The organism is Pseudomonas sp. GD04091 (assembly GCF_029836165.1).
GTDB lineage: Bacteria > Pseudomonadota > Gammaproteobacteria > Pseudomonadales > Pseudomonadaceae > Aquipseudomonas.
On the sequence record NZ_JAOEBG010000024.1, the window covers coordinates 1 to 13083 of the forward strand.

15 protein-coding genes are annotated in these 13083 nt (G+C 66.2%); 7 read left to right on the forward strand and 8 right to left on the reverse strand.

Annotated elements, in window-relative coordinates:
- The coding region (locus N7422_RS22380; protein WP_279808579.1) for a twin transmembrane helix small protein at positions 1-201 on the reverse strand (201 nt) is incomplete at its 3' end.
- A 62-nt stretch (positions 202-263) separates the two neighbouring features.
- Here N7422_RS22380 and N7422_RS22385 point away from each other — a divergent pair.
- Genes N7422_RS22385 through N7422_RS22405 form a run of 5 tightly spaced genes read left to right on the forward strand, consistent with a single transcriptional unit; the run spans position 264 to position 4147 of the window.
- Entirely contained in the window at positions 264-1007 is a 744-nt protein-coding gene (locus tag N7422_RS22385; protein ID WP_279808580.1) for an SURF1 family protein, read from the forward strand.
- Entirely contained in the window at positions 973-1551 is a 579-nt protein-coding gene (locus N7422_RS22390) for a hypothetical protein (RefSeq protein ID WP_279808581.1), read from the forward strand. The genes N7422_RS22385 and N7422_RS22390 overlap by 35 nt, the downstream gene beginning before the upstream one ends.
- 9 nt (positions 1552-1560) lie before the next feature.
- Complete coding sequence (locus N7422_RS22395; RefSeq protein ID WP_279808582.1) at positions 1561-2634, forward strand: COX15/CtaA family protein; 1074 nt, start codon at positions 1561-1563, stop codon at positions 2632-2634.
- Entirely contained in the window at positions 2619-3518 is a 900-nt protein-coding gene (gene cyoE, locus N7422_RS22400; protein WP_279808583.1) for a heme o synthase, read from the forward strand. The genes N7422_RS22395 and cyoE overlap by 16 nt, the downstream gene beginning before the upstream one ends.
- Positions 3515-4147 carry an SCO family protein gene (locus tag N7422_RS22405; RefSeq protein ID WP_279808584.1) on the forward strand — a complete coding sequence of 211 codons (633 nt, stop codon included), beginning with the start codon at positions 3515-3517 and terminating at the stop codon, positions 4145-4147. The genes cyoE and N7422_RS22405 overlap by 4 nt, the downstream gene beginning before the upstream one ends.
- A 102-nt stretch (positions 4148-4249) precedes the next feature.
- On the opposite strand, the gene N7422_RS22410 is transcribed toward N7422_RS22405, so the two are convergent.
- From N7422_RS22410 to N7422_RS22420, 3 genes are all read right to left on the reverse strand, one after another.
- Entirely contained in the window at positions 4250-5023 is a 774-nt protein-coding gene (locus N7422_RS22410; RefSeq protein ID WP_279808585.1) for a MetQ/NlpA family ABC transporter substrate-binding protein, read from the reverse strand.
- A gap of 64 nt (positions 5024-5087) precedes the next feature.
- Positions 5088-5759, reverse strand: a complete 672-nt coding sequence (locus N7422_RS22415) for an ABC transporter permease (protein WP_279808586.1) — start codon at positions 5757-5759, stop codon at positions 5088-5090.
- Positions 5759-6766, reverse strand: a complete 1008-nt coding sequence (locus N7422_RS22420) for a methionine ABC transporter ATP-binding protein (protein ID WP_279808587.1) — start codon at positions 6764-6766, stop codon at positions 5759-5761. Before N7422_RS22420 ends, N7422_RS22415 begins: the two co-directional genes overlap by 1 nt.
- Positions 6767-6989: 223 nt before the next feature.
- Here N7422_RS22420 and katE point away from each other — a divergent pair, with 223 nt between their 5' ends.
- Positions 6990-9134 (forward strand): catalase HPII, encoded by a 2145-nt coding sequence (katE, locus tag N7422_RS22425; RefSeq protein WP_279808588.1) that lies wholly within the window; start codon positions 6990-6992, stop codon positions 9132-9134.
- A 44-nt stretch (positions 9135-9178) separates the two neighbouring features.
- Here the strand turns inward: katE and N7422_RS22430 are convergent, their stop codons facing one another.
- The 4 genes from N7422_RS22430 to zur form a co-directional block, all read right to left on the reverse strand.
- A complete protein-coding gene (locus N7422_RS22430) occupies positions 9179-9886 on the reverse strand; it encodes a PA5502 family lipoprotein (protein WP_279808589.1) in 708 nt (235 codons plus the stop codon).
- A 129-nt stretch (positions 9887-10015) separates the two neighbouring features.
- Positions 10016-10798: a zinc ABC transporter permease subunit ZnuB gene (gene znuB / locus N7422_RS22435; protein ID WP_279808590.1), complete on the reverse strand. Its 783-nt coding sequence runs from the start codon at positions 10796-10798 to the stop codon at positions 10016-10018.
- Positions 10791-11564, reverse strand: coding sequence for a zinc ABC transporter ATP-binding protein ZnuC (gene znuC / locus N7422_RS22440; RefSeq protein ID WP_279808591.1), 774 nt, complete (start codon positions 11562-11564; stop codon positions 10791-10793). The genes znuB and znuC overlap by 8 nt, the downstream gene beginning before the upstream one ends.
- Complete coding sequence (zur, locus tag N7422_RS22445; RefSeq protein ID WP_279808592.1) at positions 11561-12046, reverse strand: zinc uptake transcriptional repressor Zur; 486 nt, start codon at positions 12044-12046, stop codon at positions 11561-11563. Before zur ends, znuC begins: the two co-directional genes overlap by 4 nt.
- An 18-nt stretch (positions 12047-12064) precedes the next feature.
- Here zur and N7422_RS22450 point away from each other — a divergent pair, with 18 nt between their 5' ends.
- Positions 12065-13021 carry a zinc ABC transporter substrate-binding protein gene (locus N7422_RS22450; protein WP_279808593.1) on the forward strand — a complete coding sequence of 319 codons (957 nt, stop codon included), beginning with the start codon at positions 12065-12067 and terminating at the stop codon, positions 13019-13021.
- The last annotated feature ends 62 nt before the right edge of the window (positions 13022-13083 follow it).

A 13083-nucleotide genomic window follows, 5' to 3' on the forward strand; every position in this document is an offset into this window, starting at 1 on the left:
GAAGGGAGCGTGCGACACCAGTTGCCCACTGATGAAGCCCCAGGCCACCAGCCCGATGGTCAGGGCGGCGAGGGCGACACGCACGGTGAGGGCCTTGAGCAGGCGGGTCGACTGGTCGTCGTCCTTGACCAGGAACACCAGGCCACTGAACAGGCTGGCGATGGTGGCCAGCAGCATCAGGACTATCGCGGCCTTGAGCATGGCGTAACTCCGGGGGATGCGGTGATGACAACAAGTATAGCGCTCGACCTCGCGTGGCCCCGGTGAAGCCGTTTCGCCCAGGCCTGGTACCCACCCTGGTAGTGCTCGCGCTGCTGCCGGGCCTGATTGCGCTCGGCTGCTGGCAGCTGCGGCGCGCCGATGAAAAGCGCGACCTGCTCGCCACCTACACCGAACGCCAGATCGAGACACCGGTGGCCGTTGCGCAGTTGCAGGGACTGCCGGATCCGGCCTTCTACCCTGTGCATCTGTCTGGCCGCTTCGATGCCGAACACAGCCTGCTGCTGGACAACCAGATGCGCGACGGCAGGCCCGGCGTCGAGCTGCTGCAGCCATTTCACGACCAGGCCAGCGGGCAATGGTTGCTGGTCAACCGCGGCTGGCTGCCTTGGCCCGATCGCCGCGTGCCGGTGCGCTTCGACACCCCCGACCGACCGCTCACCCTGGAGGCGTCGGTCTATGTCGCGCCCGGCAAGACGTTCCAGTTGCATCCCGACGCCAGCGAGGGCCGCTGGCCACGTCTGCTGACCGCCATCGATCCGCCGACGCTGTGGCAACAGCTGGGCCGGGAGGGATTCGCCCATGAGCTGCGCCTGCAGCCTGGCCCGGCGACCTACCGCCTGGACTGGCCGGTGGTCGCCATGGGCCCGGAAAAACACCTCGGCTACGCCGTGCAGTGGTTCGCCCTGGCCACCGCGCTGGTGCTGCTCTACCTGTATTTCGGCTGGCATCACAACGACAAGGAGAACCGCCATGGCCGCCGCCACGAGTCCGCTGCACGCACCTGAAGGCCGCAAGACGCGCGGGCGATTGCAGTTGTTGCTGATCCTGTTCGTCGTGCTCGGGCCGATGATCCTCGCCACCAGCATGTACAAGCTCAAGTTCTGGGTGCCTGAGGGGCGCAGCTACCACGGCGTGATGATCGGCAACGGCGAGGGCCGCGCCGATATCGGCATCGACGCCCGGGACGAACGCTGGCAACTGTTGGTCAGTGCCCCACAAGCCTGTGCCCAGGACTGTCAGCAGCTGGTGTACCTGGCACGGCAGATCCAGATCGGCCTGGGTCGCGACGCCAGCCGCGCCAGCCATGCCCTGGCCGCGGCCCAGCCGCTGGCGGCCGATTACCAGGCGCAGCTGGAGCGCGAATACCCACAGCTGCAGCGCTACCCGCTGGACGTCCAGCGCTACCTGCAGAAAGTCGGCGAGTCAGGCCCGCAGCTGTGGATTGTCGACCCCCACGGCAACCTGGTGCTGCGCTACGGCGGCAAGGTCAATGGCAAGCATGTGCTGGACGACCTGCGCCATCTGCTCAAGCTGTCCAACATCGGTTAGGAGCCTGCCATGGCCAGACCCGGATTCCGCCTCGCCGTATTCGCCACCCTGCTGGCGCTGCTGGTCGTGCTGCTCGGCGCCTATACCCGGCTGACCCACGCCGGTCTCGGCTGCCCTGACTGGCCGGGCTGCTATGGCTTCATCGGCGTGCCCAAGACCGACGCCCAGCTGGCCCATGCCGAGTTGCACTTCCCCGAGCACCCGGTGGAAGAGGCCAAGGGCTGGGCCGAGATGGTCCATCGCTATTTCGCCGGCATCCTGGCGCTGGTGATCGCCCTGCTCGCCTTCCAGGCCGTGCGCCGGCATGCCCGTGACGGCCAGCCCTACCGCCTGCCGGTGTTGCTGCTCGGCGTGGTGCTGGCCCAGGCGGCGTTCGGCATGTGGACGGTGACCCTGAAACTGTGGCCGCAGGTGGTCACCGCGCATCTGCTCGGCGGGTTCACCACGCTGAGCCTGCTGTTCCTGTTATCCCTGCGTCTGTCCCGGGCCTTTGCGCCATTGCCGAAGCTGCCGCTGAGCCTGCGCCGGGTCGCGGCGCTGGCGCTGCTGGTGGTGATCGGCCAGATCGCCCTGGGTGGCTGGGTCAGCGCCAACTACGCGGCGGTCGCCTGCGTCGACCTGCCCACCTGCCATGGCCAGTGGTGGCCGGCGGCGGACTTCAGCAACGGGTTCCACCTGACCCAGCACGTCGGCCCCAACTACCTGGGTGGGCAACTGGACAGCGATGCGCGCACCGCGATCCACGTCAGCCATCGGCTTGGCGCGCTGATGGTGCTGGGGGTGCTGCTGATGCTCAGCTGGAAGCTACACCGCCATGGCCTGGGCGGCCTGGCGCGCCTGGTGTTGCTGGCGCTGGCGTTGCAACTGAGCCTGGGCATCAGCAATGTGCTGTTCCACCTGCCCCTGGGCGTGGCGGTCGCGCACAACGCCGGAGGCGCCCTGCTGCTGCTGACCATGGTGCTGGTGAACTACCGCATCCGCGTGGTCGACAAGGTTCGCGTTGGCCAGGGCTGGCGCCTGACGCCGGTGACGGGCGTGCGTCTCACCCATCACATGAGGAACGATTCGTGGCGACGCTTCTGAGTACGCAACGCTTGCGCGCCGGGTGGCGCGACTACATGGAACTGACCAAGCCGAAGGTGGTGGTGCTGATGTTGATCACCTCACTGGTGGGCATGTTCCTCGCCACGCGCGCCGGGGTGGCCTGGAGCGTGCTGCTGTTCGGCAACCTCGGGATTGCCTTGTGCGCGGGCGCCGCGGCGGTGGTCAACCACGTGGTGGATCGGCGTATCGATGTGCTGATGGCCCGTACCCACAAGCGGCCTTTGGCCCAGGGCCGTGTGGCGCCGTTGCCGGCCCTGCTGTTCGCCCTGCTGCTGGCCGTGACCGGGATGACCGTGCTACTGGTCTTCACCAACACCCTCACCGCCTGGCTCACGCTGGCCTCGCTGCTGGGCTATGCGGTGCTCTACACCGGCTTTCTCAAACGCGCCACGCCGCAGAACATCGTGATCGGCGGCCTGGCCGGCGCCGCCCCACCGTTGCTGGGCTGGGTGGCGGTGAGCGGGCATGTGAGCGCCGAGCCGCTGCTGCTGGTGCTGATCATCTTCGCCTGGACGCCGCCGCATTTCTGGGCACTGGCCATTCACCGCAAGGATGAGTACGCAAAAGCCGATATTCCCATGCTGCCGGTGACCCATGGCGAGCGCTACACGGCCCTGCATATCCTGCTCTACACCCTGATCCTGCTGGCGGTGAGCCTGTTGCCCTATGCCATCCACATGAGCGGCCCGCTGTACCTGGCCTGTGCCCTCGGCCTGGGCCTGCGCTTCCTGCACTGGGCCTGGGTGTTGTACCGTGGCACCCGGCCGCACGCGGCGATCAAGACGTTCAAGTACTCTATCGGCTACCTGTTCGCCCTGTTCATCGCGCTGCTCGTTGATCACTACCTGTTGCTGAACCTATGACCCGAACCCAGAAAACCGTCTTCATCCTCGTTGCCCTGGTCGCGCTGATCATGGGCCTGACCGTCAACAAGGTGCTCAACGACCGTGGTCAGTTGAACCCCACCGAACTGATCGACGCCGGCATCATCCTGTTGCCGCAGAGCCGTACCGTGCCGGACGTGACCATGACCGACCAGAACGGCCAGCCGCTGGTGCTGGACCAGCTCAAGGGCAAGTGGTCGCTGCTGTTCTTCGGCTACACCTACTGCCCGGACATCTGCCCGACCACCCTGGCCCAGTTGCGGCAGGTGAAGAGCGAGCTGCCGAAAGAGGCAGTCGATCGTCTGCAGGTGGTGCTGGTGAGCGTCGACCCGAACCGCGATACGCCGAACCAGCTCAAGCAGTACCTGGGCTATTTCGACAAGGATTTCGTCGGGGTGGCGGGGTCGATCACCGATACCCAGAAGCTGGCCAACGCCCTGAGCATTCCGTTCATTCCGGCCGATACCAGCAAGCCGGGCTACACCGTGGACCACAGCGGCAACCTGGCCATCGTCGGACCGGACGGGCGTCAGCGCGGGTTCATCCGTGCGCCGTTCAACAACCAGAAGCTGGTGGCGCAGTTGCCGGGGCTGGTCAAGCGCGATTGATCGTTCAAACGCATCGACCCTTGGGCCTGCTGCGCAGGCCATCGCGACACAAGGCCGCTCCTACAGAGGAATGCAATCTCCTGTAGGAGCGGCCATGTCAGCTTAGAACGCCGGGATCACAGCGCCCTTGTACTTCTCGGTGATGAACTGCTTCACCTCGGGCGAGTGCAGGGCCGCGGCCAGCTTCTTCATGGCATCGGCGTCCTTGTTGTCCGGACGGGCCACCAGGATGTTCACGTAAGGCGAATCGCTGCCTTCGATCACCAGGGCGTCCTTCTCCGGATTCAGCTTGGCTTCAAGCGCATAGTTGGTATTGATCAGCGCCAGGTCGACCTGGGTCAGCACGCGCGGGATGGTGGCCGCTTCCAGCTCACGGAATTTCAGTTTCTTGTCGTTGCCGATGATGTCTTTCACGGTCGACAGGATGTTCTTGCTGTCCTTGAGCTTGATCACGCCTGCCTTGTCCAGCAGCAGCAGGGCACGACCGCCGTTGGTGGCGTCATTGGGGATGACCACGGTGGCGCCGGCAGGCAGCTCGTCGAGCTTCTTGTACTTGCTCGAGTAGGCTCCCAGTGGCTCCAGGTGCACGCCGGCAACGCTGACCAGCTGGGTACCCTTGGCCTTGTTGAATTCATCCAGGTACGGCTGGTGCTGGAAGAAGTTGGCGTCCAGGCGCTTTTCGGCCACCTGCACGTTGGGCTGGATGTAATCGGTGAACTCCTTGACCTTCAGCTCCACGCCTTCCTTCGCCAGTTGCGGCTTGACGAAGTTGAGGATCTCGGCGTGCGGCACCGGGGTGGCGGCGACGGTCAGGGTCTCGGCGGCGTTGGCCGAGAAGGCCGCGACGGCGGCGACAACAGCAAGCAGCTTCTTCATTGATCACTCCTTGTGAGGGCCGCGACGGCCCCCGAACGGGTCGGCCGGGCCGACCCCATTGGGGTTACTTACGGGAAAAATGCACGACCAGCTTGTCGCCGACGCTCTGCAGCACCTGCACCAGCACCAGCAGCAGGACCACGGTGACCACCATCACGTCGGTCTGGAAGCGCTGGTAGCCGAAGCGGATGGCCAGGTCGCCCAGGCCGCCCGCGCCCACCACACCGGCCATGGCGGTGTACGAGACCAGGGTGATGGCGGTGACGGTGATGGCCGCGAAGATGCCCGGGCGGGCTTCCGGCAGCAAGGCATTGGTGATGATCTGGCGGGTGGTGGCGCCCATCGACTGGGTGGCTTCGATGATGCCGCGGTCCACCTCGCGCAAGGCGGTCTCGACCAGGCGCGCGAAGAACGGCGTGGCACCGACCACCAGGGGCGGGATGGCGCCGGCGACGCCCAGCGAAGTGCCGGTGATCAGCACGGTGATCGGGATCATCACGATCAGCAGAATGATGAACGGCAGCGAGCGCAGGATGTTCACCACCAGCGACAGCAACGCGTACAGGCCCTTCTGCTCGAACATCTGCCGTGGCCCGCAGAGGAACAGCAGCACGCCCAGCGGCAGGCCCAGCAGCACGGTGAAGAACAGCGAGCCGAACAGCATGATCATGGTGTCGATGCTGGCCAGCCAGATTTCGGCCCAGTCGACGTTGGCGAAGAAATTCAGGGCGTCCATCAACGCATTACCTCCATATGTACGTCAGCTGCCTTGAAGCGGGCGAACGCCGCTTCCATGTCACCGCCGATCAAGGCGAGGGTCAGCTGGCCATAGGGGACGTCCTTGATCCGGTCGATGCGCCCGGCGAGGATGCTGTAGTCCACGCCGGTCTCGCGGGCCACGGTGCCCAGCAGCGGCGCGTAGGTGGCGTCGCCCTGGAAAGTCAGGCGCACGATGCGGCCCGGCACATGGGCGAAGTCGTCGCGCTGGTCGTTCTCGTCGACCTGCTCGTCTTCCTGGACGAAACGCTTGGTGGTGGCGTGCCGCGGGTGCAGGAACACGTCGGCCACCGGGCCTTGCTCGACGATCTCTCCGGCGTCCATCACCGCCACGCAATCGCAGACCCGGCGGATCACATCCATCTCGTGGGTGATCAGCACGATGGTCAGTTTCAGCTCACGGTTGATCTCGGCCAGCAGTTGCAGCACCGAGGCGGTGGTCTGCGGGTCGAGGGCGCTGGTGGCTTCGTCGCACAGCAGGATCTTCGGGTTGGTCGCCAGGGCGCGGGCGATGCCGACGCGCTGCTTCTGCCCGCCCGACAGCTGGGCCGGGTACTTCCTGGCGTGGTCCTGCAGGCCGACACGGGCCAGCAGCTCGGTCACGCGCTTGTCGATTTCGCCGCGCGACAGCTCGCCGGCGAGCACCAGCGGCAGGGCGACGTTGTCGGCGACGGTCTTGGAGGCGAGCAGGTTGAAGTGCTGGAAGATCATCCCGACCTGCTGGCGGAAGCGGCGCAGCTGGTTGGCATCGAAGGCGGTGACGTCTTCACCGTCGACGATGATCTTGCCGCCGCTTGGCGCCTCGAGGCGGTTGATCAGGCGCAGCATGGTGCTCTTGCCGGCACCGGAGTGGCCGATCAGGCCGAACACCTGGCCATCTTCGATGGTCAGGCTGGTCGGGTTCAGGGCCGGGATATCCCTACCGGCGACGCGGTAGGTCTTGTGGACGTTTTGAAACTCGATCACTGAGCGAACCTTGTGGGGCGCATGGAATTTGGGTCTGGCTGTTAGCCGGGGTCGCGCATTTTAGCCTTTTCCCCTGGCTGTTCTTAGCATTTATTTCGTAATGGTCCAATCCGATGGGCATAACGCGACGGTCGGCAATCCCGATTGAACGCTCGCCGCGGCCTCCCAGTCACTACTTGAACAAGCCCGAATGGGCAGTGAAGACTGATGAGGAGAGCCGAAGATGCCCAGCAAGAAGCCCCAGGCGCCGCAGCCGAGCCCGGTCGCCGGCACCGACACCCCCGACAAGGCCAACACCAACGCCAAGTTGCAGAGCCTTGAAGCCTTTCGCAGCGACGCCAGCGGCCAGGCGCTGCGCACCAACCAGGGGGTGAAGATCGCCGACAACCAGAACAGCCTCAAGGCCGGCGCACGCGGGCCGTCGCTGCTCGAAGACTTCATCATGCGCGAGAAGATCACCCACTTCGACCATGAGCGCATTCCGGAACGTATCGTCCATGCCCGAGGCTGCGGGGCGCATGGCTATTTCCAGAGCTACGCTTGCCACGGCGAACTGACCAAGGCCGGCTTCCTCCAGGACCCGGAAAAAGTCACCCCGGTGTTCGTGCGCTTTTCCACCGTGCAGGGCCCGCGCGGTTCGGGCGACACGGTGCGCGATGTGCGCGGCTTCGCGGTGAAGTTCTACACCGACGAGGGCAACTTCGACCTGGTCGGCAACAACATGCCGGTTTTCTTCATCCAGGACGCGATCAAGTTTCCCGACTTCGTCCATGCGGTGAAACCCGAGCCGCACAACGAGATGCCCACCGGCGGCTCGGCCCACGACACCTTCTGGGATTTCGTCTCGCTGGTGCCGGAGTCGGCGCACATGGTCATGTGGGCCATGTCCGACCGCGCCATCCCGCGCAGCCTGCGGATGATGGAAGGCTTTGGCGTGCATACGTTCCGCCTGATCAACGCCGAGGGCGTGGCCAGCTTCGTCAAGTTTCACTGGAAGCCGCGCCAGGGCGTGCACTCGGTGCTGTGGGACGAAGCCCAGAAGCTGGCGGGCAAGGACACCGACTTCCACCGTCGCGACTTGTGGGAGGCCATCGAGACCGGGCACTACCCGGAGTGGGAGCTGGGCGTGCAGGTCGTCCCCGAGGCCGACGAGCACAAGTTCGACTTCGACCTGCTCGACCCGACCAAGATCATTCCCGAGGAGCTGGTGCCGGTGACGCCGCTGGGCAAGATGGTGCTCGACCGCAACCCGGACAACTTCTTCGCCGAGGTGGAGCAGATCGCCTTCTGCCCGGGGCATATCGTGCCGGGCATCGACTTCAGCAACGACCCGCTGCTGCAGGGGCGGCTGTTCTCCTACACCGATACCCAGATCAGCCGTCTGGGCGGGCCGAATTTCCATGAGATCCCCATCAACCGGCCGATCGCGCCCAACCACAGCAGCCAGCGCGACGCCATGCACCGGATGACCCTCGACAAGGGCCGCGCGGCGTACGAGCCCAACTCGATCGATGGCGGCTGGCCGCGGGAAACGCCACCGGCCGCGCAGGATGGTGGCTTCGAGAGCTATCAGGAGCGCATCGATGCGCACAAGATCCGCCAGCGCAGCGAGTCGTTCGGCGACCACTTCTCCCAGGCACGGCTGTTTTTCCAGAGCATGAGCCCCACCGAGCAGCAGCATATCGTCAAGGCCTACAGCTTCGAGCTGGGCAAGGTGGAGCGCGAGGCGATCCGGGCGCGAGAGGTGAACGAGATCCTCGCCAACATCGACCTGAAGCTGGCGGCGGCGGTGGCGGCCAACCTCGGCTTGCCGGCGCCCAAGGCCGGCACGGTCAAGGTGAAAGGCAGCAAGCCAGCGCAATCGAAGGCCTTGAGCCAGATGAACCATCCAGGGGAGATCGGCATCAGTGGGCGCAAGGTCGCCATCCTGGTGGCCGACGGGGTGGACGGCGCCAGTGTCGACAAGGTGATCAAGGCGCTGCAGGCGCAAAGCGCGCGGCCCATGCTGCTGGGGCCGACCTCGGCGCCGGTGAAGACCGCTGGCGGCAAGGCGCTGGCGGTGGATGCGTCGATGGAGGGCATGCCGTCGGTGATGTTCGATGGGGTGTGGGTGCCAGCGGGCAAGGCTTCGCTGGAGGCGCTGGAGCACAGTGGCGTCGCCAGGCATTTCCTGCTGGAAGCCTACAAGCACCTCAAACCCATCGGGGTAACCCACGAGGGCAAGCTGCTGTTGAACAAGCTGGGGCTAAAAGAGGACGCAGGGCTATTGCTGGGGGATGAGCAGAAGACGCTCGACGCGTTCTTCAAGGCGCTCGAGGGGCATCGGGTGTGGGCGCGGGAGGCGGCTGCCGAAGCGGTACCAGCCTAGCGATGCATCGCGGGGCAAGTCGCTGCGACTTGCCCCGCGATCGTTCACTGCCGATGGGGGATCAACACCACCTGCGCCGGCAGCGCGCGCTGGATCTCATGCTTGTGCTTCAGCTCGAACCCGCTGTCGAGCTTGCGCACGCGCTTCTCCAGCAAGGTCTTGAGCCACGGCGCATCCTGGGTGCGCGGCACCTGGAACACCACTTCGCACCGGTAGTTCACCACGTCGGCGGCAATGTCATCCAGCTGGCGACGCAAGGCCCGGCTGTCGGTGGTTTTCAGGGCCACGACGGTATTCGGCGCGGTCGGGTCGATCACCCGGGCCTTGGGCTTGGCCTCGGCGGCCTTGAGCGCGGCCTCGGCCTTCTCCAGCTCGGCCTTGCGTGCCTGGGCCATGGCGTCGCCACCGGTCAAGGCCGGAGCCTGGGGCATCAGCGCACGGGCGCGGGCCAGGGCGGTGGCGGCGGCGTTCACATCGCCCTTCTGCAGGACGATCTGGCTGCGGCGTAGATAGGCTTCGGCGAGCTGGCGCTGGTGGGGCTCCACGCGCGCATCGTCCGGCGCCTGGGCCTGCAGGGCGGCCAGCTGATCCTCGGCGGTGGCCAGCTCGTTGCTGGCGATGCTTTGCTCCAGCTGCTGCCAGGCGTCCGGCTGGACGGGCGCGACGGGCTGCTCGACCGGCTTGCCGGAGCAGGCGGCCAGGAACAGGGAAAACGCGGCAACAAGCAGATAACGTGAGGCGAACGGCTTCATTCCTGCGACTCTCTATTTGCGCAAAAAGCGAGCAAGTCTACACCCAGGGGCGCTCGCTCGAAAACTGGTCCTGTATGACCCGAAAGCGACGCAAAGGTTGCAGGATGCGCCTGCGCGCACCCTGAAATGTCAGCGCTTCGGCAACGCCAGGCTCAGCAAGAATAGCACCGCCGCACAGACCACGATCGACGGGCCTGCCGGGGTGTCCTTGAACCAGGACAGCGCCAGCCCGCCACACACGGCGGCAACGCCCAGCAGGCTGGCGCCCAGGGCCATCTGCTCCGGCGAGCGGGCGTGACGCTGTGCCGCGGCCGCCGGAATGATCAGCAACGAGGTGATCAGCAACACGCCGACGATCTTCATCGCCACCGCGATCACCACCGCGATCAGCAGCATCAGCGCCAGGCGCAGGCCCGCCACCGGCAGGCCCTCGACCATCGCCAGCTCCTCGTGCACGGTAACCGCCAGCAACGGCCGCCAGAACACCGCCAGCAGCACCAGCACCAAGGCGCTGCCGCCGAGGATCCAGGCCAGGTCGGTGGTGCTGATCGCCAGCAGGTCGCCGAACAGGTAGGCCATCAGGTCGATGCGCACGTCGTGCATGAAGCTCAGCACCACCAGGCCCAGCGACAGGGTGCTGGGGGCGAGGATGCCGAGCAGGGTGTCCGAGGCCAGGGGCTGGCGCTGTTGCAGGGTCACCAGCAGGATCGCCAGCAGCAGACAGCCGACGGTCACCGCCAGCGCCGGGCTGACGTCCAGGGCGAAGCCCAGCGCGACGCCGAGCAGCGCGGCATGGGACAGGGTATCGCCGAAATAGGCCATGCGCCGCCACACCACGAAGGAACCCAGGGGGCCGGCGACAAGCGCCAGCGACAGACCGGCAAGCAGGGCGTAGAGAAGAAAATCAGCCATGCTTGCAGTGCTCTCCGTGAACATGGGCGCCGGGGGCGATCACCGAGCCGTGCAGGTCGTGGCTGTGATCGTGGTGGTGGTGGTAGATGGCCAGGCTCGGGGCGTTCTGGCCGAACAGCTCGACGAAGGCCGGGTCGTTGCTGACCTGCTCCGGGTGGCCCGAACAGCACACATGGCGGTTGAGGCAGACCACCTGGTCGGTGGCGCTCATCACCAGGTGCAGGTCGTGGGAGACCATCAGCACGCCGCAGCCATGGCGGTCGCGCAGGCGAGTGATCAGGTTGTACAGCTCGGTCTGGCCGACCACGTCGACGCCCTGCACCGGCTCGTCCAGCACCAGCAGCTCGGGTTCGCGCAGCAGCGCGCGGGCCAGCAGCACGCGCTGCATCTCGCCGCCGGAGATGGTCTGGATCGGGCTGTCGATCACCTGCTCGGCACCCACCTCCTGCAACGCCGCCATGGCTGTCGCACGGTCCACGCCTGGCACCAGGCGCAGGAAGCGCAGCACCGAAAGCGGCAGCGTGGCGTCCACCTGGATCTTCTGCGGCATGTAGCCGATGCGCAGCTTCGGCTTGCGCCACACCTTGCCGCGGTGAGGCTTGAGCAGGCCGAGCACGGCGCGCACCAAGGTGGTCTTGCCGGCGCCGTTGGGGCCGATCAGGGTGACGATCTGCCCGGGCGCGACCGACAGGTCGATGCTGTCGAGCACCGCCTCGCCGCCGAAACTGACGCCGACCTGCTCGAGGCGGATCAGGGCGTCGCTCATGCGATGCCCCGGCAGTTGCCGCACAGGCCGACCACTTCCACGGTCTGCGTCTCGACGGCGAAGCCGACGGCCTTGGCGCTGCTGACGATGGCGTCGCTGATGCTCTGCTGCTCCAGTTCGATGGCCACATGACACTCGCGGCAGATCAGGAACTGGCCCTGGTGCGCGTGTTCGGGGTGGCTGCAGCCGATGAAGGCGTTGAGCGAGGCGATGCGGTGGACCAGGCCGTTGTCCAGCAGGAAGTCCAGGGCGCGATAGACGGTCGGCGGCGCGGCGCGGCGGCCGTCCTGCTCGCTGAGCACGGCGAGGATGTCGTAGGCGCCCAGCGGCTTGTGGCTCTGCCAGACCAGCTCCAGCACGCGGCGGCGCAGGGCGGTCAGGCGCAGGCCCTGACGGTTGCACAGCGCGTCGGCCTCGGCCAGCGCGCTGTGGACGCAACGGGAATGATCGTGGGGGCGGTGGGCCAGCGGCGTGATGGACATGGGCAGCGACGGTTCAGGATGGAGACGTTATTATGTTACCTGTTTCTGACGACCCGAGTATCCACCGTGTCCCGATTCCTTGCCCTCTTTGTCGCTTTCATCGCCGTCTCGGCCCACGCCGACGTGCGTGTGCTGACCAGCATCAAGCCCCTGCAACAGATCGCCGCCGCCGTTCAGGATGGCGTCGGCAGCCCCGACGTGCTGTTGCCGCCGGGCGCCTCCCCGCACAACTACGCGCTGCGCCCATCCGACGTACGGAAGGTCGGCGATGCCGACCTGCTGTACTGGATCGGGCCGGACATGGAGGGCTTCCTGCCCCGGGTGCTGGCCAGTCGCGGCAAGTCGACCGTGGCCGTCCAGTCGCTTTCGGGCATGCAACTGCGCCACTTCGGCGAGGACAGCCATTCCCACGACGAGGAAGATCACGACGATCACGACCATGACCATCGTCCGGGCAGCCTCGATGCGCACCTGTGGCTGTCGTCGGTGAATGCCCGGGTGATCGCCACCAAGATGGCCAGCGACCTGGCGGCGGCCGATCCGGCCAATGCGACGCGCTACCAGGCCAACCTCAAGCTGTTCGTCGAACGCATGGATGCCCTGGATGCGCGGATCAAGCAGCAGGTGGCGGGGATCGCCGGCAAGCCGTACTTCGTGTTCCACGAGGCCTTCGACTACTTCGAGGCCGCTTATGGCCTGAAGCACGCCGGCGTGTTCAGCGTCGCCTCCGAAGTGCAGCCGGGCGCGCAGCATGTCGCCGCCATGCGCAAGCGCCTGCAGGCCGTGGGCAAGACCTGTGTGTTCAGCGAGCCGCCACTACGGCCGCGCTTGGCCGAGACACTGACGGCGGGGTTGCCGGTGCGCCTGGCCGAGCTGGATGCGCTGGGGGGGAGCGATGCGGTGGATGCCAGGGGCTATGAGCGCCTGCTGGAGAAGCTGGGCAACGATCTGACCGGCTGCCTGGAACAGCTGTAGGAGCGGCCTTGTGTCGCGAAAGGGCCGCATAGCGGCCCCGGCAATATCAGCTTGATGCGCAG